Source organism: Gorillibacterium sp. CAU 1737 (assembly GCF_039888655.1).
Taxonomy (GTDB): Bacteria; Bacillota; Bacilli; order Paenibacillales; family NBRC-103111; genus Gorillibacterium.
Genome location: NZ_JBDQQO010000008.1, coordinates 84,430 through 108,013, shown reverse-complemented (window position 1 = coordinate 108,013; position 23,584 = coordinate 84,430). Strand labels below are relative to the sequence as shown.

Sequence of the window (23,584 nt, the reverse complement as noted above, 5' to 3'; positions counted from 1 at the left end):
TCCTCTGAATCGTTTTATTCATCATAGGGGGGAAATCATGAGGAATTTGAGAAAGTGGCTTTTCGGTCTTCTTGTTCTTTGTTTACTGGTGTCGGCAACCCCGGTTTCGTTCGCAGAGGGAGCGAGTCCCTCTCCGAAAGCGGCAGTCAAGGAAGTGGAATTTCCCATTGCCTTTAACCGGGCAACGGGAGATGGGATCACGGCCATCGCAGCGGATGGAAAAGGGACCATCATCGTCGTTTCTAACCTGTACTACTTGAATATCACGCACGATAACGGGAAAAAGTGGGTCTCCCGAAAACTGCCTTCAAGTGATATGTACGACATCAATTATGTCAAGGGGCGCTTCTACCTATCCCCCATGCATATCGATCCATACAATGCCGCGATTGGCAGCTTCACGTCTACGAATGGAGACAAATGGACTCCCTTCACCCTGGAAGCAAGCAACAAGGAAGCGACAACCATCCGCAATGTTCACTATCTAAATGGACAGTATGTGCTGGTTGGTAATCAAGAGGATGACACCACTCCCATTTACACGTCATCCAACGGGCTGAACTGGAAGGAAGTCGGCCTTTTGCCAACGGAGGTTCGCTACCTGACCTGGAACGGTAAAGTGTACTCCGCCATATGCGGGGAGTATGTGTTCTTCTCGAGCAAGGCCCTCACGTTGTCCCGCAACCAGTTCCAGACGGACGCCAGTGACAAGCGATATGCGGAGCTCATCCTGTATACGTCGTCCAACTTGAAAACCTGGACCCAGCAATCGGGAACGGTCAAAAAGGATCTTAAGTACGGATTTTTAGTAAACGACGTTCCCCGAAAGAGCTACAACTTTAATCTGGAAGGGTACACGCCGGACGGCGTCATCACCTTGTATGATGAACGAAATATCTATACCTCGAAGAATGGAATTTCGTTTACCATCCAGAAGAGCCCCTCGGCCATCGTGAATCCGTTCGGCCGAAGCCCGATTTATAAGCTGGGCAGCAAATACTATACCTTTATTCAATATTGGTACAGCTCCGGAGTGGTTCGCTCCAAAGTCGGCGTTTCGACGGACCGAGTGAAATGGACCGTGACGGATCTGGGGAAAACGGTACCCGATAGCATGAATGTCCTTCAGGCCGGCCAATGGTTTATCGGTTATGGGTATCAAGGTGGGATCTCCCTTTCGGAGAATGGGTTGACCTGGAAAAAAATCCGCTAATAACTCATCATCTCTTTATTCACAATGAGAGTTGATGAGCTACTAGAGCGAGCCATCGGCTTGTACGGAAGCCCTGAAGCGTCCTAGGGATGCTCAGGGCTTTTTTGCTGTTGAAAGCCGACCCTGTTGCCCTTTGCGGACCAATCTGCTACACTCGTGTCGGTATTAAGCATGGAGTACAAGCTAGAGTGTGTCTTCCATTCGGGTTTGAGATCCACTTCTGTCTAGCATTGCTGTACTTTCGGGAGGTTTTTGTTGAACGATGGAACCCATTTACCTTGACCATGCCGCCGCTACTCCGATGCACCCTGAGGCGCTGGCGCGCATGCTCCCCTATATGACGAAGCACTATGGCAATCCTTCGAGCATTCATTCGTTCGGCCGCGAGGCGCTGGCTGCGGTCGCCGAAGCGAGGGAACTCATCGGCGCCGCCCTGAAGGTTTCGGGACGGCGCGTCCTGTTTACGAGCGGCGGAACGGAGAGCGACAACCTCGCGATCCACGGGCTCGCCGCTCGCCGCGGCTATGCCGGGCATGTGATCACGGCGAAGACGGAGCACCATGCCGTGCTGCATGCTTGTGAACGCCTGGAGGAGCTCGGCGTTCAGGTGACCTACCTGCCGGTGGATGCAACCGGCCGCGTGAAGCCCGAGGAGGTCCGGCAGGCGATACGCCCGGACACGTTCCTCATTACAATCATGTACGCGAATAACGAAACCGGCACCATCCAGCCGATGAAGGAGATCGGACAGATTGCGCGGGAGGCGGGCGTCCTCTTCCATACGGACGCCGTCCAGGCGTTCGGCACCGTGCCGATCGACCTCAACGCGCTGGGAGCCGATCTCGTCAGTCTGTCTGCCCACAAGATCGGCGGCCCGAAGGGGGTCGGCGCCTTGGTCGTGGGCGAGAAGGTTGTCCTCCAGCCGCTCCTGTACGGCGGCACCCAGGAGCGCAGCCGCCGTGCGGGCACCGAGAACGTGCCCGGCATCGTCGGCTTCGGCGCGGTGGTCGGGCTGACCGTATCCCGCCTCGCGGAGAAGCGCGCCTACCTGGAGAGCCTCCGCACGCTCCTCCTGGAGGAGCTGGCCAAGCATTTGCCTCAGGAGGCGTTTCACGTGAACGGGCATCCCTCCGAGCGTCTTCCGCACATCGTGAACATCAGCTTCCCCGGCGTGTCGGCGGAGACGCTTCTGATGAACCTGGATCTCGCCGGGGTAGCCGCGGCGAGCGGCTCCGCCTGCACCTCCGGTTCGCTCGAACCGTCCCATGTGCTGGAGGCGATGAAGGTCGGCGCGGATTGCGTCCGTTCCGCCATTCGATTCAGCTTTGCTCCGGTTACCACCAAACAAGAAATCGTTCGCGCGGCGGAAATTGTTGCAACCTTTGTTCGCCGCCATACGTAATAAAATAAAACGGCTTGTTTTTTCTAGTCGTTTGTCAAAAATTCGGATGAAACCCCTTCGCCTTGGATATGCTACACGCGATTTTCCACACAGGGCAGAAGGAGGAATCCCGTTTGTTGAAGGGCCGCGATGTGGTCGGGCTCCCGGTGATCGAAGTGACAACCGGCGAGCGAATCGGCACCGTACAGGACATCCTGTTTGAACGGTGGACCGCTTGCTGCCTGCTGCTTGAGACACGCGTCTGGTTCAAGGCTCCGCGAGCGGTAGAATGGACCGACGGCGTTTCGGTAGGCGAGGATGCGGTGATCCTGCCCCGGGGGATGGTGGTTGCGGACTGTCCGCCCCGCTCGGAGGAAAGCTTTTTCCTCCTGAGGGACCACAAGATTACCGGTGTGCCGATCTTGACAAGAAATGGACAAGAATTAGGTGTAGTCGAAGATGTTTACATTGCAGAAAAATTGGATAAAAGAATACTAGGCTTTGAATTGTCGGAAGGGTTCCTGTCTGATGTGAAGGAAGGGCGCAAGTGGCTGCCCTTTCCCGATAAGATCACATTCGGCAAGGACGCTGTCATCGTCCCGGTGCACAGCCGGGTTGAACGGAAACCGCTCACTACTCAGGAGATAGGGTGATCCCGAAATGCGTTGTCCAAATTGCAACTCCAAAGATATCGGCAAGATCGGCTCCCATCAGTTTTATTGCTGGGGCTGCTTCATTGAATTAACCATCAACGGCGAGAAGATGTCGGTGTACCAGGTAGAGGAAGACGGAACCCTCAGTTCCCTGGATGACTTGTTCTTCGAAGATGTCCAAATCCTGCCTCAAATGCAGGCGAACGGGTAATGAGCTTGAATCCTCGATCACCCGAAACACCCGGAAATTGAAAGAAGGCTCTCCGCGACAGGACGCTTTCTTTTGATTCCGGGTGTTTTTTGAATGGAGCGGCAGATGGGGTTAAGCGGCAGGGATTCCACATATACTGTACCAATGGAGAAAAGGCCAAGCTGTACAGGGGGGAGTTCCGTGGAATCGTTGCCCAACAATCGGTGGTTTAAAGTGCTGGTGTTCATCCTGCTCGGGCTGCTCATTCTGTTCATGCTGGTGCAGATCAAGCCCCTTCTGATGAACGTCTATCATTTTCTCAGCGCCGTGCTGGCTCCCTTCTTGGTCGCCATGATCATCTCGTATGTGTTAAACCCGGTCGTCTGTCTGTTAAACGAACGATCGAAGGTTCCCCGCAGCATCGCCGTCCTGCTGATTTACGCAGCCTTTTTGACGTCCCTGGCTGTTATCCTGGCCAACTTCATTCCGATGTTCGTTCGCCAGTTGACGGAGCTGAACGAGCATTTGCCGCAATTCACCGCGAAGACCCAGGCGCTCATCTCCCAATACAATGAAAATCGCTACATTCCCGAGACAGTCCGCACCGGCATTAACCGGGCCCTGGCCAAGCTGGAGACCGGTATTTCAGCTGGAGTAACCAGCTCCATCGATCGGATCGGCGCTACGCTCAACACCGTCTTCCTGGCCTTTATCATTCCGTTTCTCGCTTTCTACATCCTGAAGGACTTCCAGGGCATCCAACGAGGAATTCTCACCCTGGTCCCCAAAAGCCATCGACGCCAAGCAGTCCGCCTACTGTCCGATGTAGATGAAGCGCTCGGCAGCTATGTGCGGGGGCAACTGCTCGTCTGTGTCATCGTCGGGGTATTTTCCTGGGTAGGGTATTGGCTGATTGGCATGCCGTACCCGCTGCTCTTCGCATCGGCCGTCGCGCTGACGAACATCATTCCGTACCTCGGTCCTTACTTTGGAGCGGCCCCAGCCATCCTGTTCGCCCTCACCCTCTCCTGGAAAATGGTGCTTTATGTCGCGCTGGTCAACTGGATCGTGCAGCTCCTGGAGGGCAATGTCATTTCGCCTCAGGTGGTGGGGCGAACCCTGCATATGCACCCGCTCACGATTATTTTGGTGCTGCTGGCAGGCGGGGAGGTTGCCGGAGTAATCGGCCTCATCCTTGCGGTTCCGTTCTATGCGGCAGGCAAGGTCGTCGTTCAGCACCTGTTCCGCTATTACATCCGCCGGAAGACGGTGTAGGGCATTTGACACCAAGTGGGTCCCTCCATCATAGGGATAGGGTGGGGATCGCATGGACTCGAAGGAAGCTTCCATCGGATGCCAGGAAGGCAGATGGAAGCTTTTTTTGTTTCTCGACATGTATTGCGAACCATTCTTATTCCAAAAAGCGAATAACACAAAATATTTTTCCTTAGTGAAAAAAAGTGTTGTACGCGCAATTTTCATCTGCTATGATCTACCTAAAGGTTGGATTGATTTCCATTGATGAGAGCTCTTTTTTTTACACAAAATGTTTCCCGCGGCTAACAAATATTCCTGGGCGAAAAAGAAAGGGTGTGGAGCTGATGCCGACTGAGAAGGAAGTGGCGCTGTCACGGGCGCTGACCGGGCAAACCTTCCGTATCACCCGACTGCAGGTGCAGGGAACGCTGCGCCGCCGACTGCTGGATTTGGGGTTTGTCCCCGGTGCACGGGTGGAAGTGCTACAGAGAAGCCCGCTTGGCGATCCGGTGGCTTACCGTGTGCGAAGCTTGACGCTTGCTCTGAGAAGAGAACAGAGTGATGCCATTTTCGGGTCCTTGGTGGAGGTGAAGGAAGGATGAACCCCTATCGTTTGGCGTTAGCCGGCAATCCCAATACAGGCAAGAGTACGCTGTTCAACGCTCTGACCGGTATGAATCAGCACACCGGCAATTGGGCGGGCAAAACGGTCCTCCGCGCAGAGGGAACGTTTACCTGGAAGGAGCAGGAGTATGTGCTGGTCGATCTTCCGGGTACGTATTCGCTGTTCGCCAATTCTGCCGACGAGGAAGTAGCGAGAGATTCCATCCTGCTGGAGAAGCCGGATGCCGTCATCGTCGTGGCGGATGCAACCTCCCTGGAGCGGCACTTGAATCTGGCGCTGCAGGTCATGGAGATGACGAATCGGGTTGTGTTGGCCGTTAACCTGCTGGATGAAGCGAGAAAGCTCGGTATATCTATTGACCTTCCTCTACTGGAGGAGCGGCTTGGAGTGCCCGTAGTGGGGATCTCCGCTCGAAAGCGGCAAGGATTGAACGACCTGTTGAATCGGGTGGAAGAGGTGGCTTCTGGGAGTGTTGTGCCCCAACCTCGTCCAATCCGCTATCCCGCGGAAGTTGAATCAGCCCTGGCTCGCCTCATTCCGGTGCTGGAGGAGCGGGTCGGGGAAGCCTATCCGGCTCGCTGGCTCGCTCTCCGTATCCTGGATGGAGATCTGGGGCTGCTGGACTCCCTGCTGCAGGGGGTAGAGCCGTCGAAGGTTGTATGGAACGAGAAGGGGGTGATGGCGGATGCTCCAACCATCTCGGGATGAATTAAAGCGAATCCGGCAGGAAATAACCAGCGGGGGTTTTGATCCCGAATCCTTCCGCGACCAATTGGTCGGCAGCCTCCATTCCGAGGCGGATGCCGTCTGCTCAGGCGTCGTGACCATTCGGGACTCGCGCAGGCTTTCCGACTCCTACCGGCTCGATCGCATCGTAACCTCTCCCATCTGGGGCTTCCCGATCCTCTTCCTCCTGCTGGGGATCGTCTTCTGGATTACGATTGCAGGAGCGAACGTACCGTCCGCGATGCTGGCTGACGGGTTCGCCTGGCTGGAAGGCTATCTGACCGCAGGCTTTGAAGCGCTCCATGCTCCTGATTGGCTGCACGGCTTGCTGGTCTTGGGCTTTTACCGCGGCTCCTCCTGGGTCATCAGTGTCATGCTTCCGCCGATGGCGATTTTCTTTCCGGTCTTCGCCCTGCTGGAGAATTTCGGCTACCTTCCTCGTGTAGCGTTTAACATGGACCGCCTCTTCAAACGTTCCGGCGGCCACGGCAAGCAAGCGCTCACCATGTCGATGGGCTTTGGCTGTAACGCAGCCGCTATCCTGTCCACCCGGATCATCGAATCTCCCCGGGAGCGGATGCTGGCGATCCTGACCAACAGCTTCGTTCCCTGCAACGGCCGCTGGCCGACGCTCATCCTGCTGTCCTCGCTGTTCATGACCTTTGGCGTGGTCGGAGGCGCTGCCTCCTTCGTCACGGCTAGCGTCGTGATGGGGATGGTGCTGATCGGAGTCGCGGTAACGCTCGGCGTTTCCTGGATTCTTTCGCGCACGGCTCTCCGCGGCATTCCCACGCACTATACCTTGGAGCTCCCGCCTTACCGAAAGCCGCAGATCGGCAAAACCATTCTGTACGCAACCCGGGACAAATCGTGGGCCGTTCTAAAGCGGGCGGTCATTGTCGCGGCTCCGGCCGGTGTGTTGACCTGGGTGCTCGGCAACCTGTATATAGGCGAAAGCAGCGTACTGGCGCATGGCGCAGCCTTCTTCGATCCTTTTGCCCACCTGCTTGGCATGGACGGCTACATTCTCATGGCTTTCCTGCTCGGCTTGCCTGCTAACGAAATCGTGCTCCCCATTCTGCTTATGGGGTACTTGTCCTCAGCGGCGATGGTCGACCTTGACGGGCTGGCCGGGATTCGCGAAATCCTCCTGTCACACGGCTGGACCTGGTTGACGGCGCTCAACATGATGCTGTTTTCCCTCTTGCATTTTCCATGCGGGACGACATTATTCAACATTGCCAAAGAAACCCGAAGCGCCAAGTGGACGGCCGTCGCGGGCTTGTTGCCGACCGGTGTTGCGATCTTGGTTACGTTCCTGGTCACTCAAGCGGTAAGAGCATTTGGTCTTGGCGTGTAAATTGACGGGTCCGGCTCCTCTTTCTTATAATAGGGGGAGGAATACTCTCTTCGAGAGGAGGAGACCGGTGATGAAGCCTGATATCCAAGAAGGGCTGAAGTTTATTGTAACGGGAGATTCGATCTCCAAAGGGGTCATCTACGATGACAGCAAAGGCAAGTACAGAGTCTTGGAAAATAACTATGTATCCATCCTTCAGAACAAGCTGAAGGGAATGGTGCAGAACACCGCTCGGTTCGGCAATACCCTGATCAAGGGGGCCGGACGACTGAAGACCGACGTAGAGAAGGGGAGCCCCGATATCGTGCTCATCGAATACGGGGGCAACGACTGCGATTTCAATTGGAGTGAGATTGCGGACGATCCGGCACGGGAGCACAGCCCGAAGACCGACTTCCACCTGTTCGAGAAGATGCTGACGGAGACGATCTCCTACCTGAAGAGCAACAAGATCATCCCGGTTTTGATGACCTTGCCTCCGCTGAACGCCGAGCGCTATTTCAAGTGGGTGAGCAACAACAATCCGCTCGCCGAGAAGAACATCCTGGAGTGGTTGGGCAGCGTGACCAAGATCTATTGGTGGCAGGAGCGTTATAACTCCATGGTCATTAAGGTGGCCGAGGAGACGCGGACGAAGTGGATCGACATTCGCGGGGCTTTCCTGCAGGACCCGGACTACAGCAAGTTTTTGTGCATTGACGGCATTCATCCCAACGAAGAAGGGCATCGCATCATTGCCGACAAAGTGTTGGAGTATGTGGGAAGCCGTTATTCGTACCTACTGAAGGATGGCTCCGGTCTTGGCTTTGCTTGACGTTCGTTGACATTCCCTTTCGGGATGGCTATAATTTACCTGATAAGCAACCATAACGAAAACGAAGATAAAACCCATGCGGTCATTGCCCGTCCGGCAGAGAGAAAGCCTCGATCAGGGACCCTCGAATCGATTGAGAAGAGAACCTTATCGGCTGCGAAGGCTTTTCGGCGAAGAATGCCCGTGCCAGTTTTGGAGTGTGAATTGCCTTCACCGGTTGGACCCGTTACCATCCACAACAAGGAGACTGGCCCGATGCCTGACGATTCGTCAGGAGGCAGGTTCAGTAACCAGGGTGGTACCGCGATCATTCGTCCCTGCTAATCAGCAGGGGCGTTTTCTGTTTTTTATCACAAATCAGGCCGCAGGATATGAGGCCAAGGGGGATTATTCACCATGAAAGCCAGTGTCATCCGTCAAAAATGGGTAGATTTCTTCGCTGAGAAAGGGCACAAGATTGAGCCGAGCGCTCCGCTCGTGCCGCATAACGATCCGTCTCTCCTGTGGATCAACGCGGGTATGGCGCCGCTCAAGATGTATTTCGACGGTCGCGTGAAGCCGGAGAATCCGCGGATCGCGAACGCGCAAAAGTGCATTCGCACCAACGACATCGAGAACGTCGGCAAAACCCGCCGTCACCACACGTTCTTCGAAATGCTCGGCAACTTCTCGATCGGCGACTACTTCAAGGTGGAGACGATCAACTGGGCATGGGAATTCCTGACGAGCCCGAAATGGCTTGGCCTCGATCCGAACCGCTTCTCGGTTACGGTCTATAAGGACGACGAGGAAGCCTTCACGCAGTGGAATCAAGTGATCGGCATTCCAGCAGAGCGGATTTACAAGCTGGACGGCGACAACTTCTGGGATATCGGCGAAGGCCCTTGCGGTCCCTGCACCGAAATCTTCTACGATCGCGGCGACCACTACGGCGATCTGAATGACCCGGAATGCTGGCCTGGCGGGGAGAACGAGCGCTTCCTCGAAGTATGGAACCTCGTGTTCTCCCAATTCAATCACAACAAGGACGGCAGCTATACGCCGCTTCCGAACAAGAACATCGATACCGGTGCAGGGCTGGAACGCCTGGCAACCGTCCTTCAAGATGTGGATTCCAACTTCGACACGGACCTCTTCCTGCCGATTATCGAGGAGACCTGCCGTCTCGCCGGGGTGCGCTATGGCGAATCGGTGAAGACCGATGTAGCCCTGAAGGTGATTGCTGACCATATCCGCTCCGTTTCCTTTGCAGTTGGTGACGGCGTGCTGCCGTCCAACGAGGGCCGCGGCTACATCATCCGCCGCCTGCTCCGCCGTGCCGTTCGCTTCGGGAAGACCATCGGCTTGGACAAGCCGTTCCTCTACCTGCTGACCGGCAAAGTTGCCGACATCATGGGCGTGTACTATACCGAGGTGGTGACCAAGCAAGAATTCATCACCAAGGTGATCCGCGGGGAAGAGGAACGGTTCCACGAGACGCTGAGCGACGGCCTCGTCCTGCTCTCCAACCTGGCTGAACAGGCGAAGAAGGAAGGGCTTGCGACGATCTCCGGTCAAGAGGCGTTCAAGCTGTACGATACCTACGGCTTCCCGTTTGACCTGACGGAAGATTTTGCTGCCGAGCACGGGCTTACCGTCGACCGCGAGGGCTTCGACAAGGCGATGGCGGAGCAGCGGGAACGCGCCCGCTCTGCTCGTCAGGAAACCGAGAGCATGAAGGTACAAGGCGGACCGCTTACCGATTACACCGAAGCCTCGCAATTTGTCGGCTATACGGAATGGACGATCGAGGCGAAGGTGCTCGCCATTGTGAAGAACAACGAGCTGGTGAAGACGGCAGAGGAAGGCGACGAATGCGCCGTCATCCTGGACCGTACGCCGTTCTATGCGGAAAGCGGCGGCCAAGTAAGCGACCGCGGCACGATGAAGAGCGACGTGGTGAACGCTGCTGTGACGGATGTCAGCAAAGCACCGAACGGCCAGCACGTCATGTCCGTGAAAGTAACGAGCGGCACCCTGAGCGTCGGCGCAACGGTAACCGCGGAAGTGGATCAAACGAGCCGCAAGGATATCGTGAAGAACCACACCGCAACCCACCTTCTGCACAAGGCGCTGAAGGAAGTGCTGGGCGATCATGTTAACCAAGCCGGATCCCTCGTGGCACCGGAGCGGCTGCGCTTCGACTTCTCGCACTTTGGCAGCTTGACCGCCGAAGAGCTGAAGGACATTGAAGAGCGCGTGAACCGCCAAGTGTGGACGAACACCGTGCTCGACATCTCGCAAAAGGCCATCGACGAAGCGAAGGCCATGGGCGCCATGGCGCTCTTCGGCGAGAAGTATGGCGATGTCGTGCGCGTCGTACGCATCGGTGACTACAGCCTCGAGCTGTGCGGCGGCTGCCACGTCGTCTCGACGGCGGAGATCGGCCTGTTCAAGATTGTAAGCGAAGGAGGCATCGGCTCCGGAGTGCGCCGGATCGAAGCCGTTACCGGCCGTCACGCTTATGGGTACATGGAAGATCAGCTGAGCTTGCTTGATCAAGCGGCTGCCTTGCTAAAAGCAGGCGTACAGGATGTGCCGAAGCGCGTCGAAGGGCTACAAGGGCAACTCCGCGAGCTTGGCCGCGAGAACGAATCGCTTAAGGCGAAACTGATGAGCGCCGAAGCGGGCTCTCTGACCGACCAAGTGAAGGAGATCGCCGGGATTTCGGTGCTCGCCGCTCGCGTCGACGCTCCGGATATGGATGCGCTGCGCACGCTGGCCGATCAGTTGAAGGCGAAGCTCGGCTCCGGCATTCTTGTGCTGGGAGCAGGCAGCGCCGACAAGGTCAACCTCGTGACGCTGGTTACACCTGACCTGACGGCCAAGGGCTTCCACGCCGGCAAGATCATCAAGGAAGCAGCTGCTGTATGCGGCGGCGGCGGCGGCGGGCGTCCGGACATGGCACAAGCCGGGGGCAAGGATGCTTCGAAGCTGCCGGACGCTCTGAAGAAAGCGGAAGAGACGATTGCTGCCCAAGCAGCGGTGCAAGCCTAAGCTCGATGTGGAAGGAGAAGCCGGCGGATCTGATTGTTGGCCGTTCCGCCGGCCCCTTTCTCGTGTATGACCCAAGAGAATTTCTTTGGGAAAATGGCCCATTTTTCATGAATAAGGCCAGGTTCTTATGGATATAACGGAAAGATATGCTTTAATATAGACAAGAGGGTCCTTTCTTTGTCTGATGATATTCTTACTCCGGGAGGTGCCGGTGATGAGCTCCATGGACAAAACGATGAAATTCAATGTGAAGGCGGATGCTGACGAAACTTCTCCTCGGGAAGTGTTACTATCGGTATACGAAGCTCTTCAAGAAAAAGGATACAATCCGATCAATCAAATTGTCGGGTATTTGCTGTCGGGCGATCCCGCCTACATCCCGCGCCATAACAATGCCCGTACCCTGATCCGCAAGCGGGAGAGGGACGAGCTGATTGAGGAATTGGTCCGATCTTATCTGAAGCAGGAGAAGGAATAACGTGCGCATAATGGGTTTGGATTATGGGGATAAAACCATTGGTGTAGCTGTGAGCGACGAGTTGGGCTGGACGGCCCAAGGCGTTGAAGTCATCCGGCGTAAAAGCCGGGAGGACGACCGGACTCGGCTGGCGGAGTTGATCCGCGAATACACCATGGATGAGATCGTGGTTGGCATGCCGAAAAACATGAACGGCACGATCGGTCCGCGCGGAGAAGCGAGCCGCGAATTTGCAGATCAGCTGGCGGAATGGTTTGGCCTTCCGGTTCATCTGTGGGATGAACGATTGACTACGGTCGCCGCACAGCGTACATTAATAGAAGCGGACGTAAGCCGCAAAAAGCGCAAAGGGGTCATCGACAAGATGGCTGCGCAATTGATTTTGCAAGGCTTTCTTGATTCCAAGACAAAGAGGTGACGTTTCCGATGGACAACAACGACCTGAAGAACGCAGGCCCCGCCGGAGAAAACATGGAAGAGCCGGAGATCATCTACATTCCGGATGAAGACGGCAATGAAGAAGAATTTGAAGTCATCATGAAGTTTGAAGTCGACGGCTCCGATCGTCAGTACATGATGGTCGTGCCTGTGGATGCCGCCGATGACGAAGAATCGGAGGAAGTCTACGCCTTCCGCTATGAAGAAGACGGCGACGATCTCAAGCTGTTTACCATCGACGATGAGCAGGAATGGGACATCGTGGAGGAAACCTTTAATACGCTGATGGCGGAGCTGGAGGAAGAGGAGAACCAATGACCGACCTGCGCGTGGAAGATGTCCAGCGCCTTCACCTCGTTCGAGAGGCCTTTGGCGAGGAGCTTGAGCTGGAGGATCCGGACGGTCATACCCGAATTTATCGTCTATTGGATGAATTTACGGCGGGAGGCTCCTCCTATGCGATCGTGCAGGACGAACCGATGCGCAAGGCGGACGAGATTGAGGTATTCCGACTCGTTCAGAACGAGGACGGAAGCCTGTCTCTGGAGACCGTAGAGGACGATGAAGAATGGGAGACCATCGCGGAGCTTTACGACGAGATGTCGGTTTCATTTGAAGATTGACGCCCTCTTTTACGCAAACGCTAACAATGAGCATGTCGACCTTTTCATTGGTTTGCAAACACGCTCTAGAGCGTGTTTGCAAACCTGATCTTCAGTCGTATTCGTTGGTTGATTCAGGGGCGGAGTTCACGCTCCGGTAGAGAGCGGCGGAGGCCGCTCTTTTCTTGTATATAACGCAAAGTAGGACAGACTTGACCTGGAGGAATGGTATGGCTACAAAACCCAAGCCGCGGCGAGGTCGGCGCGTGCTTCGCATTTTTCTCGCATTGCTCTTGTTCCTTCTTCTTCTAGCCGGTGGTGGACTGTATTACGTATGGAACGGCCTTCAACCTACAGAGGCCGGAGAAGCCGTTCGTCTGGAGATACCATCCGGAACGGGAACGGTTCGCATCGCACAGCTTCTGGAGGAAAAGGGCCTCATTCGCAACAAGCTGCTGTTTACGGCCTACTTGAAGTACAAGGAGGAAGGAAGTCGTTTTCAGGCTGGAACGTATGATGTCGCTCCCGGCGCTACGCTCGATGAGATCATCGCCAAGCTGAACAGCGGCGACACTGTGAAGGCGGAGATGATTCGCTTTACGATCCCGGAAGGCTATACGGTGAAGCAGATCGCGGCCAAACTGGCGGAATCCGGCTACACGACCGAGAAGGAGTTTCTTGCTCTTCAGGACAAGCCGGGCTCGGTAACGCTCTCTCTTCCCGAAGGTGCGGCCGTGACCGGTGACGAGCTGGCCTACCCGCTGGAGGGCTACCTGTTCCCGGAAACCTATGAGATGGTCAAAGGGAGCACCTCAGCTGAGATTCTCGAGCGGATGACGAAGGAGCTAACGGATCGGCTGGCTGCGATTCCTGATTTCGACGGCAAGCTAAAGGCGAGTGGGCTTACCCTTCATCAGCTGCTGACGCTCGCTTCTCTGGTGGAAAAGGAAGCTGCCGTTCCGGCCGAACGCCCGCTGATCGCCGGTGTCATCTACAACCGGCTGAAGGCGGACATGAGGCTTGAAATCGATGCGACCGTGCAGTACGCCCTCGGCGAAACGAAGGATCGACTGTTTGAGAAGGACCTTCAAATCGAAAGTCCCTACAATACCTACAAAACCAAGGGACTTCCACCCGGGCCGATTGCATCGCCGGGGCTGGCCTCGATCCAGGCGGCCCTTGAGCCGAAGGAATCGGAGTACCTCTTCTACGTCACCAAGAAGGATGGCACCCGCGAGCATCTGTTTGCCAAGACGTATGCAGAGCATCTGAAGAACATCGAGAAGAGCAAGCAAGGCGCAACGAAATAAGAGAGCTTAAACCGTCTGACCGTTCCGGCGCAGGCGGTTTTTTCCTGTTTACCGGTTGGTAGCATCAAAGTGTGACATTTGTTATAGTAGAAGATATGTCTTTTTTCCAAAAGAGATGTCCGTTTTGGTTTGCATAAAAGGAGGAAACGAGGATGGCGAAGAAACCGGAGCTGGTTACGGCGGCGGGAAGTCTGGAGGAAGTGAGTCGGCTTCTTGCGGCAGGGGCCGATGCGATTGCTGTCGGAGAAGAGCGTTATGGCATGCGGCTTCCGGGTAACCTAAGCGTCTCTGAGCTTGCACAGGCGGCTAAACTTGCTCATGAGCAGGGGGCCAAACTGTACGTGATCGCGAACGCTCTCTTTACAAATGACATTGCCGATGAATTGCCCGACTATGTGCGTCAGGTTGCGGAAGCGGGTGCGGACGCCCTGGCCTTTGGAGATCCTGCTCTACTTCCTGCGTTGAAGGAAGCGGGGGTCGCCCTGCCCTTGCATTGGCATGGCGAGACGATGTCAACGAACTACGAGACTGCCAACTACTGGGGGCGCCGGGGAGCCGTTCGCGTGTTTGCGGCGCGCGAGCTGAATCTGGAGGAGCTTCTGGAGCTCAAGCGCAGCTGCGCCCTGGAGGTGCAGGTGCAAGTACATGGAATGACCAACATCTATCACTCGAAGCGGCCGCTGGTGGAGCTGTACCGGGAGCATCAAGGCCGCCGCTTGTCTACGGAAGCCTACGGGCAGGAGCGAGGGCTGGAGCTAATCGAGGCGGAGCGACCCGATGAACGGTTCCCTGTCTTCGAGGATGCGAACGGGACGCATATCATGAGCTCGGACGACCTCTGCTACCTGGATAACCTGGAAGACCTGATGGAAGCCGGTATCGACAGCTTCTATGTCGAAGGTCTGCTTCAATCGATCTCCTATCGGGAAAAGGTCGTCGCGATCTATCGACAGGCAATCGATGCCTATGCGCAAAACCCTGTCGATTGGTACCGCGATGAATGGCTCGAAGAGCTGGAGGAGATTCAGCCGGATCATCGGCGGTTGAGCTTCGGCTTTCTGTATAAGCAGCAAGTGTATTGAAGAAGAGAAGAAGGAGGGAGATCATGACCACGAACAAAACCGCAGGCATGCCTACAAGCAGCCCCGCCTTGGCCAAGCTGCATAAGCCGGAGCTACTGGCCCCGGCCGGAAATTTGGAGAAGCTGAAGTTCGCTGTCCGGTATGGAGCGGATGCCGTCTATATCGGGGGGCAGCAGTACGGTCTGCGATCGAACGCCGATAATTTTTCACTGGAGGATATGCGGGAGGCGGTCGAATTTGCACGTCCTTACGGAGCGCGTATCTTTGTCACCACCAACATCATTGCCCATAACGAGGATATCGCAGGGGTTGAGGAATACCTCCGGGGATTAGAGGACGCTGGCATTTCGGCCATCATTGTGGCGGACCCGATGATTATCGAAACCTGCCGCCGCGCAGCTCCGAAGCTGGAGGTTCACCTGAGCACCCAGCAGTCTACTCTCAACTGGAGAGCCGTTCAGTATTGGAAGGAAGAAGGAGCGGACCGCGTTGTGCTCGCGCGGGAGACGAGCTTTGAGGAGATCGCCGAGATCAAGTCTCACGTTGACATCGAGATTGAAACCTTCATCCATGGGGCGATGTGCAGCTCCTTTTCGGGCCGCTGTGTGCTGTCAAATCACTTTACCGGACGGGACTCCAACCGCGGGGGCTGCTGCCAATCCTGCCGCTGGAAGTACGACTTGTATGAGGGCGAGCAGGCGTTGTTCGAGGAAGGCGACAATCCGTTTGCGATGGGGGCGAAGGACCTCTGGATGCTGGAGCATATTCCGGAGCTGGTTCGTTCCGGCATCGACAGCTTCAAGATTGAAGGACGCATGCGGAGCATTCACTATGTTGCTACGGTCGTGAATGTCTACCGTCAAGCCATCGACGCTTACTTGGCGGACCCGGAGGGCTACCAAACCGACCCCCGCCTGGTCGAGGAAATCTCCAAAGCGGCCAACCGTCCGGTAAACACCGGCTTCTACTTCGATGAACCGGGGCATGAGGATCACATCTATACGCCGGAGGACAAAGCGGTTCCCTATGATTTCGCGGGATTAGTGCTCGATTATGATGCCGAAACCGGGATCGCCCTGATCGAGCAGAGAAATCACTTCAAGCCGGGACAGGAGATCGAATTCTTTGGTCCGGGCGGACTGTTCTTCCAGCAGCGAGCAGGAGAACTAACGGATGAAGAGGGCAATTCCCTCGATGCGGCTCGGCATCCGCTGCAAAAGATCCGAATGAAAGTGGACCGGGAGGTTCGCCGATTCGATATCATGCGCAAGAAAAACAAATAGAATGTCTACAAAAGCCCCTTACGGGGCTTTTGTCCCATCTTGGGGAAAAATCTCAGATCGAAACGTTTTGAAGAAGGAAGTGCTTGAAGTTTGTCGAAATCACATGATAGGTACATAAGTTCAAATGGACGTCAGCGTTGAGTCGTTGGCTTCATTTTGAAGCAATCCAGAAAGGACTATGAAGTGGGATGGTGGGGTAGATGAATTCGAAAAAACCAAAGACAGAGGGGAAATGGATTGCGAAAGCAGGGAAGGGAACGAAAGCGCTTACAGCAAGAGTAAAACAGGTCCGTGTCAACCCGGCTCGTTCCGTCGGCATTCAGTTGTTTCTCGCCTTTTTCTGCGCGATCTTCGTGCTCGTTCTTGGGGTAGGCTTGTATTCCTATAGCCAGTCCAAGACCATCATTCAAAACAAGGTGGATGAAGCGACCAAAGGCACGATCACCCAGGTAGGGGACAAGCTGGAGCTCGGTCTTGGAATGTTCGAGAGCGAATCCATGAAAATCATCGCGGACAGCGACATGAGTTCTGCGCTCGCCGGCTGGAAAAGAGCTTCCACCAATCAGAGCGACGACTCGCTGTATGATCAATTGACAGCCGTTCAGAGCATTACGAAGAAATTGTCGAGCATTACGTTCGGGAACACCGGGATTGGAAGCATTCATATTTTACCGATCCCCCAAGGGATCATGCCCATCAGTACGACATCCTTCCAAACGGCTAACGGGGCGAAGGACTACCGGGAGGAAGAATGGTTCAAGAGAGCCATTGAGGCGAACGGGAAGGTCGTCTGGGTGGATACGGCCGCCAACGGCTTCTCCAGTGTCTCCAAAGCGCCTGCCATCGGCATGGCTCGTCAATTGACCATTACGAGCACGGGCGACCGGGATCAAGTCCTGCTCTTCGAAATTCCGCTAACGTCACTTGCGGATTACTTGACGCACATATCCACGGATACGAGCAGCGCTACCTATATCGTGAGCGACAGCGGCAAGATTATTTACTCCGATGATCGCGCCAAGGTTGGCCAGGATTCTCCCGTCACCTTGACAGCGGATGATTTCAACGCTGCTCAAGAGATGGCCATGAGTAAGGAACTCAAGGTGGATGGAAGCAAGCAACTGGTTGTCTACAAGAGGATGGGAGAGACCAACTGGTCGATCGTAACCTTGATTCCTGTGGCAGAGCTCCTCAAGGATACAAAGGCCATTCAGAACGTAATGTGGATTTCGGTTATCGTCGCTGCACTTGTAGCAATCGGAGTCGGGTTCCTCGTGGCGAATATGATCGGCAAGCCTCTTCGCAAGCTGCGCAATTTGATGCAGCGGGGAGAAAGCGGAGATCTGACGGTACGAGCGGCCTTCAAGGGCAAGGATGAAATCGGTCAGGTCGGCGTGAGCTTCAATCAGATGATGGAGCAGATTACGCGCCTGGTTGACCAGACCAACCGTTCTGCCGAGCAAGTGCTTACGACGGCGGGAGAGCTGTTGAGCGCATCCAAGCAAACCACAACCTCCGCCAAGGAAATCGCGATCGCGACCGAAGAGATTGCGAACGGCGCATCCAGTCTCGCGGTTGAGGCAGAGCGGGGCAACAACCTTACGCATGTGATCGGCGACAAGATGAAGCATGCCGTCGAATCGAACATGCAGATGGGAGCTGCCGCAGGCGACATCCAGCGCTCGAGTGAGCAAGGGATGGTCTACATGAACGAGCTGACTGCCAAAACCAGCTCGACCGAAGAGATGGCACGGGCGATGGTCGAGAAGGTAGAGAAGCTGAAGGACAGCACGGCTTCGATCCGCAAGATCCTCGATGTTCTGGGCAACATGACCAAACAGACGAACATCCTGTCCTTGAACGCCACGATCGAAGCAGCACGCGCCGGGACAGCAGGCAAAGGCTTCATGGTGGTCGCCGACGAGATTCGCAAGCTGGCTGAGCAATCGAAGGCTAACATTGGATTTGTCGCTGAAATTACGGACACGATCCAAACCGAGATTGACGAGACGGTGAATGTTCTGGTCGAGGCTTATCCGCTCTTCCAAGAACAGATTCAATCCGTGAAGGATACAGATGAGATCTTCAAGAGCGTCAACCTGCATATGATGAGCTTCGTGAATCAGCTTAATCAGGTGACAGACTCGATCCATGTGCTGGATGCAAGCCAGCGTGATCTGACCGAAGCGATGACGAATGTCAGCGCCGTGTCGGAAGAATCGTCTGCTACCTCCGAAGAGGTGGCCTCGCTCAGCAATGAGCAACTGGGTGTAAGCGAAGGCTTGACCCGACTGGCCGAAAACCTGGAAAGCCTGTCACGTGGGCTCCAAGACAGCCTGAAGCAGTTTAAATTCTAATCGCTTCCGCTCGATAAGCCGATCGCATCGGAGATCAATCCGATGCGATCGGTTTCTTTTTTATCCTACCATTGTTATTGATAACATAAAATAATTAATAACAAAATTTTGTTATTTGCTTGTCGAGTTTTGAATAATCTATGAACACAAGGATAAAAAACAGGTGGATTTTTTCGCTATTAAGGAGCATAATGGCAGGAGAGAAAGGCATTTTGTCGAAATTGTAAAGCATATAATCGGTTGAGAGAGGTGAGCCCCGCTTCGCGAGACTAAAAAAACCTAACAAAAACGGAATCAGTTAATGGGGAGGGCTAATCAAGTGAAGAAGAGAAAAGAGCCAAAAAAGACAATAAAAGAAAAAAAAGAATCGAAAGTAAAGAAAGCGCTTACTATCGAAGATCGGCAAGAACTTCGCACCTCTATGTTCCAATCGGTTGGCCTTAAGCTGTTCCTGATCTTCTTTTCGGCTATTCTGATCATGGTGAGCTCGGTAGGTTGGTATTCGTATACAAGCTCCAAAAAAATCATCAAGAACAACGCCGAGCTGTCGATGAAGCAGAGTGTCAATCAAGCCGCAGAGAAGCTGCAGCTCGGGTTAAAGATTTTTGACAGTGAATCGTTGAAGGTTGTGAAGGACCCTGATATGCTGTCCATCCTGGCAGACTGGAAGCTGCAAGCCACCGGCCGCGGCACCGGAGATGCGGACAAAACGCTGGAGGCCATTGACAAGAAGCTGGATGCCATCAAGCTGAACAGTGTCAGTGAAATTGCCGCCATTCATATCCTTCCCACTACAGCGATAACCCCGGTGAGCACGAACGGGTTTGAAGCTTTGCCGGAGGAGAAGGACTATCGCAAGGAAGACTGGTTTACGAAGACGCTGGAAGAGAGCGGCAAGACGTTGTGGCTAGATGCTGTGGAAAAGGGCTACACCAAATCGGTATCGAAGCCTTCTGTCGGTCTGGCCCGCCAGTTGACGCTGTCTTCGATCGACGATAATGGACAAGTTCTTCTCTTTGAAATCCCGCTCTCGTCGCTTGCCAGCTACATCACCCACATTCAGGTCGGGAAGACGGGCAAGAGCGTCGTGTTGAACGAGGAAGGCACCATTATTTATTCCGAGGTTTATGATCAGGTCGGTAAGAAGGGCTCTCTGATCTTAACGGAGGAAGAGCAGGCAGCGGCCTCCAGTGAGGTGGTCAGCCGCATCGCCGAGATCGGAGGAGTGGAGAATCTGATTGCTTACCGGCAAGTTTCGGGCAGCAGTTGGACGATTCTGACTACCGTTCCGGTGAAAGAGCTGGTGGGCGATACGGAAACCATTCGCAATGTTACCTGGCTGTCCATTGGTGTCGCGACTCTTGTTGCCATTGGGGTCGGCATTCTTGTTGCCCGGCAGATTGGCAAGCCGGTGCGCAGCTTGAGCCGGCTGATGCATCGGGCAGAGCACGGCGACCTTACGGCAGCCGATCAATGGACGTACAAGGGCAAGGATGAGATCGGCCGCCTTGGCCGCAGCTTCCATCAAATGATGGCCCAGATCAAGCATTTGGTCGTGGAAGCGACCAAATCCGCAGCTGAGGTGCAGGCCTCAGCCGAGGAGGTACTCGGCGCAGCCAAGCAGACCACAACATCAGCCAAGGAGATCGCCATCGCGACAGAGGAGATCGCGAACGGCGCATCGAGCTTGGCGGTGGAAGCGGAACGAGGCAGCAACCTGACCACGATCATCGGCGATCGGATGCAACAGGCTGCCTCGGCAAGCGAACAGATGGGTACCGCCGCGCAAGCGGTACAGGAGTCCAGCTCCGTGGGGATTCGCCATATGGGCGAATTGACCAACAAGACGCGAACCACCGAGGAAATGACTCGTACGATGGTGGACAAGGTCGCCAACCTGAAGGAAAGCACCGCCTCCATTCGGAAGATTCTTGAGCTGCTCGGTTCGATGACCAAACAGACGAACATTCTCTCCCTTAATGCTACGATTGAAGCAGCGCGTGCGGGTGCGGCCGGTAAGGGCTTTATGGTTGTGGCGGATGAGATCCGCAAGCTTGCCGAACAGTCGAAGGAGAACATCGGCTTTGTCGCGGAAATAACGGATGTCATCCAACAGGAAATCGAAGAGACGGTGGATGTTCTTCAGGAAGCTTACCCGATGTATCAGGAACAGATCGAGTCGGTGAAGGAAGTGGACGAAATCTTCCAAAGCGTCAATCTCCGCATGGAGGGCTTCTCTGCTCAGCTCAGCGAGGTGACGCTGTCCATTCATGCTCTGCAGGACAGTCAACAGGACCTGACCGAAGCGATGACGAACGTGAGTGCCGTTTCGGAAGAATCCTCGGCGACGTCCGAGGAAGTGGCTTCCCTCAGCAACGAGCAGCTTGGCGTGAGCGAAGGGCTGGCTCGTTTGGCGGAACAGCTGGAAGGGTTATCTCGCAACCTGCAGGAAAACTTGACTCGCTTCCGCGTAGAGTAGAGTTGTTGCGCGGCGAAAGATCGTGTTGATGAAGGGAACGAAAAAAGCCTTCTGCTCCCAGAAGGCTTTTTTCGTTGCGACAAACAGGCTTAGCGAACGGCGACGGCAGCCTGAAACTCAGCCTTCACTCGTGCCAAGAGCTCGGGCTGAGTCAGCACATCATAGGCTGTCCAGGCGAGGGCTTTGGCTCCGAGCTTCATGCCTTCCATGGCCCGAGGAAGCATGGCGGCGTCCCGGAATTCCGCCGTGTGGAGCAAGTATGGGTCCTCGGTTACCTTGATGTAAGGGTGGATGGTCGGACATTGCCGGGATACATTGCCGAGGTCGAGCGAGCCGTTGTCCTTGCCTGCCGACAAGAGGTGTTCTCCCACGCCGAGTGCATGCAAGTTGCTTGTGAAGAGGTCGGACAGCGTCTCATTCGTAATAAGCTCGTCGTACGAGTATTCGTAGTTCGATACTTCGACGGTGCAGCCGGTTTGAAGGGCTGCTCCTTCGGCGCAGCGCTTCACCTTGTTCACGACTTCGTCGGTAATCGGACGATGAGCGGAACGAATGTAGAATTCGGCCTCCGCTCGCTCCGGAATGATATTCGGCGCTTTGCCGCCGTCGGAGATGATGCCGTGAATGCGCACATGATCCGGCAGCTGTTGGCGAAGCATGGAGATCGAGGAGAAGAGAAGCAGCACGGCATCCAGGGCGTTGATCCCTTCGTGCGGGCTCGCAGCGGCATGAGCGGCTTTGCCGTGGAAAGTAAAACGCAGCGCATCCATGGCAAGCGAATGGCCGGATTTGACATGGGAATGATAAGGGTGCGCCATCAGGGCGACGTCGACATCACGGAATAGGTCGGCATTCGCCATATCCACCTTGGCCCCCATTGTTTCCTCGGCAGGCGTTCCATAGACGCGCAGCGTCCCTCCCGTTTCTTGGAGGACAGAGGCAAGCCCGAGCGCAGCCCCCAGGCTCATCCCGGAGATCAGGTGATGACCGCAGGCATGTCCCACTTCGGGTAAAGCGTCGTATTCGCACAATAGCGCGACAACCGGTCCCGGCTTCCCGGAGGCAAGCGTCGCCACAAAAGCGGTGGGAATGTCGAGCGGAGCGGCTTCTACCTGAAACCCGGCTTGCTCGAATTCCTGCTTCAAGCGGGTGGAAGCGAGGACCTCCTCATGGCCCAGCTCGGGATGCTGGCCGATGTAGAGGGCGGTGTCGGTGAGCAGATCCATCCGGCTCTCGATGGCTTGTTCGATTCGGTTTTTCATCGGTGAGAAACTCCCCTTTTTCTGGACTTCCCTCATTATACCTTCTGGGATTTTCACGGCAAGCGATCGGGCGATTTGCATTTCCAGCAATATGGATTTCTATGTAAAGGAAATGTATAAACATTCAATGAACATCCGGTTATCTCCATTGCATTCTAGGTTTCCAGCTTATATAATGGCAACATTGTGTTTAATTATGAGTAACTCATACAGAGTAGGGGGCCATTATTTTATGAAAAAGCTGACGGTGCTTCTCGCATCGGTTCTCGTACTGACGACCATCCTGACCGGCTGCGGCAAGAAGGACGCCAAGCTGGGTGAAATCCAAAAGGCTGGCAAGATCGTCCTGGGGACGAACGCCACTTATCCGCCTTACGAGTTCCACAAAAAAATTGACGGCAAAGACACGATCATCGGCTTCGACATCGCCATCGGGCAAGCCGTTGCGGATGAGCTGGGCGTTAAGCTCGAGATCAAGGACATGGACTTCAACGGACTCCTGCCTGCTTTGACGGCCGGCAAAATTGACATGATCATCGCAGGGATGACTCCGACGGATGAGCGCAAGAAGAGCGTAGACTTCTCCAAAATTTACTACACCGCCGCTCAAGGCGTAATCGTCCGTGCGGAGGACAAAGACAAGTTCACCACGATGGAAAGCCTCGATAACCAAAAGATCGGTGTCCAAACGGGCTCGATCCAAGAGGATATCGCCAAGGAGCAAGTGAAGAGTGCGGACATCAAGGGACTCGGTTCCGTTGCAGACTTGATCCTCCAACTGCAAACGAAGAAGGTGGACGCCCTCATCGTGGAGCTCCCGGTTGCAGAAGCGTACATCCAAAATGCGAAGGATCTGGTTATCGCAGATGCGAAGCCGAAGGATGACGTAGGCGGCTCGGCCATCGCGGTTCAGAAGAACAACCCTTCCCTCGTAGCTGAGATCGACAAGGTGATTGATAAGCTGATCGCCGAGAACAAGCTGGATCAATACGTGAAAGAAGCCGCCGACCAAATGGCGCAAGAATAAGGTGAAGCCAA

At 55.0% G+C, this 23,584-nt stretch carries 21 protein-coding genes; 20 read left to right on the top strand and 1 reads right to left on the bottom strand.

Features of this window, described 5'->3' with window-relative positions; all coding sequences use genetic code 11:
• Positions 1 to 37 precede the first annotated feature (37 nt).
• The 19 genes from AAFN83_RS16840 (at position 38) to AAFN83_RS16750 (ending at position 21,284) form a co-directional block, all read left to right on the top strand.
• Entirely contained in the window at positions 38 to 1,213 is a 1,176-nt protein-coding gene (locus AAFN83_RS16840; protein WP_347771431.1) for a hypothetical protein, read from the top strand.
• A gap of 262 nt (positions 1,214 to 1,475) precedes the next feature.
• Positions 1,476 to 2,615: a cysteine desulfurase family protein gene (locus tag AAFN83_RS16835; protein WP_347771429.1), complete on the top strand. Its 1,140-nt coding sequence runs from the start codon at positions 1,476 to 1,478 to the stop codon at positions 2,613 to 2,615.
• A gap of 113 nt (positions 2,616 to 2,728) precedes the next feature.
• Positions 2,729 to 3,247 (top strand): PRC-barrel domain-containing protein, encoded by a 519-nt coding sequence (locus AAFN83_RS16830; protein ID WP_347771427.1) that lies wholly within the window; start codon positions 2,729 to 2,731, stop codon positions 3,245 to 3,247.
• A 7-nt stretch (positions 3,248 to 3,254) separates the two neighbouring features.
• Entirely contained in the window at positions 3,255 to 3,458 is a 204-nt protein-coding gene (locus tag AAFN83_RS16825; RefSeq protein ID WP_347771425.1) for a hypothetical protein, read from the top strand.
• Positions 3,459 to 3,638: 180 nt separating this feature from the next.
• Positions 3,639 to 4,712, top strand: coding sequence for an AI-2E family transporter (locus AAFN83_RS16820; RefSeq protein WP_347771423.1), 1,074 nt, complete (start codon positions 3,639 to 3,641; stop codon positions 4,710 to 4,712).
• A 326-nt stretch (positions 4,713 to 5,038) separates the two neighbouring features.
• On the top strand, positions 5,039 to 5,296 hold the full coding sequence (locus tag AAFN83_RS16815) for a FeoA family protein (RefSeq protein WP_347771421.1): 258 nt from the start codon (positions 5,039 to 5,041) through the stop codon (positions 5,294 to 5,296).
• Entirely contained in the window at positions 5,293 to 6,027 is a 735-nt protein-coding gene (locus AAFN83_RS16810; RefSeq protein WP_347771419.1) for a FeoB small GTPase domain-containing protein, read from the top strand. The genes AAFN83_RS16815 and AAFN83_RS16810 overlap by 4 nt, the downstream gene beginning before the upstream one ends.
• Entirely contained in the window at positions 6,005 to 7,405 is a 1,401-nt protein-coding gene (locus tag AAFN83_RS16805; RefSeq protein WP_347771417.1) for a nucleoside recognition domain-containing protein, read from the top strand. Before AAFN83_RS16810 ends, AAFN83_RS16805 begins: the two co-directional genes overlap by 23 nt.
• 70 nt (positions 7,406 to 7,475) lie before the next feature.
• Positions 7,476 to 8,219: an SGNH/GDSL hydrolase family protein gene (locus AAFN83_RS16800; protein ID WP_347771415.1), complete on the top strand. Its 744-nt coding sequence runs from the start codon at positions 7,476 to 7,478 to the stop codon at positions 8,217 to 8,219.
• A gap of 396 nt (positions 8,220 to 8,615) precedes the next feature.
• Complete coding sequence (alaS, locus tag AAFN83_RS16795; RefSeq protein ID WP_347771413.1) at positions 8,616 to 11,255, top strand: alanine--tRNA ligase; 2,640 nt, start codon at positions 8,616 to 8,618, stop codon at positions 11,253 to 11,255.
• A gap of 214 nt (positions 11,256 to 11,469) precedes the next feature.
• Complete coding sequence (locus AAFN83_RS16790) at positions 11,470 to 11,733, top strand: IreB family regulatory phosphoprotein (RefSeq protein ID WP_347771411.1); 264 nt, start codon at positions 11,470 to 11,472, stop codon at positions 11,731 to 11,733.
• A gap of 1 nt (position 11,734) precedes the next feature.
• A complete protein-coding gene (gene ruvX, locus AAFN83_RS16785; protein WP_347771409.1) occupies positions 11,735 to 12,151 on the top strand; it encodes a Holliday junction resolvase RuvX in 417 nt (138 codons plus the stop codon).
• 8 nt (positions 12,152 to 12,159) lie between these two features.
• Positions 12,160 to 12,489 (top strand): DUF1292 domain-containing protein, encoded by a 330-nt coding sequence (locus AAFN83_RS16780; protein WP_347771407.1) that lies wholly within the window; start codon positions 12,160 to 12,162, stop codon positions 12,487 to 12,489.
• Entirely contained in the window at positions 12,486 to 12,794 is a 309-nt protein-coding gene (locus tag AAFN83_RS16775) for a DUF1292 domain-containing protein (protein ID WP_347771405.1), read from the top strand. Before AAFN83_RS16780 ends, AAFN83_RS16775 begins: the two co-directional genes overlap by 4 nt.
• 209 nt (positions 12,795 to 13,003) lie before the next feature.
• Positions 13,004 to 14,083: an endolytic transglycosylase MltG gene (gene mltG / locus AAFN83_RS16770; RefSeq protein ID WP_347771404.1), complete on the top strand. Its 1,080-nt coding sequence runs from the start codon at positions 13,004 to 13,006 to the stop codon at positions 14,081 to 14,083.
• A 152-nt stretch (positions 14,084 to 14,235) separates the two neighbouring features.
• The gene (locus AAFN83_RS16765) at positions 14,236 to 15,165 is read left to right on the top strand and encodes a peptidase U32 family protein (RefSeq protein ID WP_347771402.1); all 930 of its coding nucleotides are present in this window, start codon (positions 14,236 to 14,238) and stop codon (positions 15,163 to 15,165) included.
• Positions 15,166 to 15,188: 23 nt separating this feature from the next.
• Complete coding sequence (locus tag AAFN83_RS16760) at positions 15,189 to 16,448, top strand: peptidase U32 family protein (RefSeq protein WP_347771400.1); 1,260 nt, start codon at positions 15,189 to 15,191, stop codon at positions 16,446 to 16,448.
• Between the two features lie 200 nt (positions 16,449 to 16,648).
• On the top strand, positions 16,649 to 18,805 hold the full coding sequence (locus AAFN83_RS16755) for a methyl-accepting chemotaxis protein (protein WP_347771398.1): 2,157 nt from the start codon (positions 16,649 to 16,651) through the stop codon (positions 18,803 to 18,805).
• Between the two features lie 319 nt (positions 18,806 to 19,124).
• The gene (locus AAFN83_RS16750) at positions 19,125 to 21,284 is read left to right on the top strand and encodes a methyl-accepting chemotaxis protein (RefSeq protein WP_347771396.1); all 2,160 of its coding nucleotides are present in this window, start codon (positions 19,125 to 19,127) and stop codon (positions 21,282 to 21,284) included.
• An 89-nt stretch (positions 21,285 to 21,373) separates the two neighbouring features.
• Here AAFN83_RS16750 and AAFN83_RS16745 read toward each other — a convergent pair whose 3' ends face one another.
• Complete coding sequence (locus tag AAFN83_RS16745; RefSeq protein WP_347771394.1) at positions 21,374 to 22,546, bottom strand: M20 family metallopeptidase; 1,173 nt, start codon at positions 22,544 to 22,546, stop codon at positions 21,374 to 21,376.
• A 232-nt stretch (positions 22,547 to 22,778) separates the two neighbouring features.
• On the opposite strand from AAFN83_RS16745, the gene AAFN83_RS16740 reads away from it, so the two are divergent.
• Positions 22,779 to 23,573, top strand: coding sequence for a transporter substrate-binding domain-containing protein (locus AAFN83_RS16740; protein ID WP_347771392.1), 795 nt, complete (start codon positions 22,779 to 22,781; stop codon positions 23,571 to 23,573).
• The last annotated feature ends 11 nt before the right edge of the window (positions 23,574 to 23,584 follow it).

Excerpts from the sequence above, each read along its gene's own strand:
- AAFN83_RS16825 (WP_347771425.1), top strand. The coding sequence starts at position 3,255 with ATGCGTTGTCCAAATTGCAACTCCAAAGATATCGGCAAGATCGGCTCC.
- mltG (WP_347771404.1), top strand. The coding sequence starts at position 13,004 with ATGGCTACAAAACCCAAGCCGCGGCGAGGTCGGCGCGTGCTTCGCATT.
- AAFN83_RS16840 (WP_347771431.1), top strand. The coding sequence starts at position 38 with ATGAGGAATTTGAGAAAGTGGCTTTTCGGTCTTCTTGTTCTTTGTTTA.
- alaS (WP_347771413.1), top strand. The coding sequence starts at position 8,616 with ATGAAAGCCAGTGTCATCCGTCAAAAATGGGTAGATTTCTTCGCTGAG.
- AAFN83_RS16810 (WP_347771419.1), top strand. The coding sequence starts at position 5,293 with ATGAACCCCTATCGTTTGGCGTTAGCCGGCAATCCCAATACAGGCAAG.
- AAFN83_RS16760 (WP_347771400.1), top strand. The coding sequence starts at position 15,189 with ATGACCACGAACAAAACCGCAGGCATGCCTACAAGCAGCCCCGCCTTG.
- AAFN83_RS16835 (WP_347771429.1), top strand. The coding sequence starts at position 1,476 with ATGGAACCCATTTACCTTGACCATGCCGCCGCTACTCCGATGCACCCT.
- AAFN83_RS16780 (WP_347771407.1), top strand. The coding sequence starts at position 12,160 with ATGGACAACAACGACCTGAAGAACGCAGGCCCCGCCGGAGAAAACATG.
- AAFN83_RS16800 (WP_347771415.1), top strand. The coding sequence starts at position 7,476 with ATGAAGCCTGATATCCAAGAAGGGCTGAAGTTTATTGTAACGGGAGAT.
- AAFN83_RS16775 (WP_347771405.1), top strand. The coding sequence starts at position 12,486 with ATGACCGACCTGCGCGTGGAAGATGTCCAGCGCCTTCACCTCGTTCGA.
- AAFN83_RS16765 (WP_347771402.1), top strand. The coding sequence starts at position 14,236 with ATGGCGAAGAAACCGGAGCTGGTTACGGCGGCGGGAAGTCTGGAGGAA.
- AAFN83_RS16755 (WP_347771398.1), top strand. The coding sequence starts at position 16,649 with ATGAATTCGAAAAAACCAAAGACAGAGGGGAAATGGATTGCGAAAGCA.
- AAFN83_RS16805 (WP_347771417.1), top strand. The coding sequence starts at position 6,005 with ATGCTCCAACCATCTCGGGATGAATTAAAGCGAATCCGGCAGGAAATA.
- AAFN83_RS16790 (WP_347771411.1), top strand. The coding sequence starts at position 11,470 with ATGAGCTCCATGGACAAAACGATGAAATTCAATGTGAAGGCGGATGCT.
- AAFN83_RS16815 (WP_347771421.1), top strand. The coding sequence starts at position 5,039 with ATGCCGACTGAGAAGGAAGTGGCGCTGTCACGGGCGCTGACCGGGCAA.
- AAFN83_RS16740 (WP_347771392.1), top strand. The coding sequence starts at position 22,779 with ATGAAAAAGCTGACGGTGCTTCTCGCATCGGTTCTCGTACTGACGACC.
- AAFN83_RS16745 (WP_347771394.1), bottom strand. The coding sequence starts at position 22,546 with ATGAAAAACCGAATCGAACAAGCCATCGAGAGCCGGATGGATCTGCTC.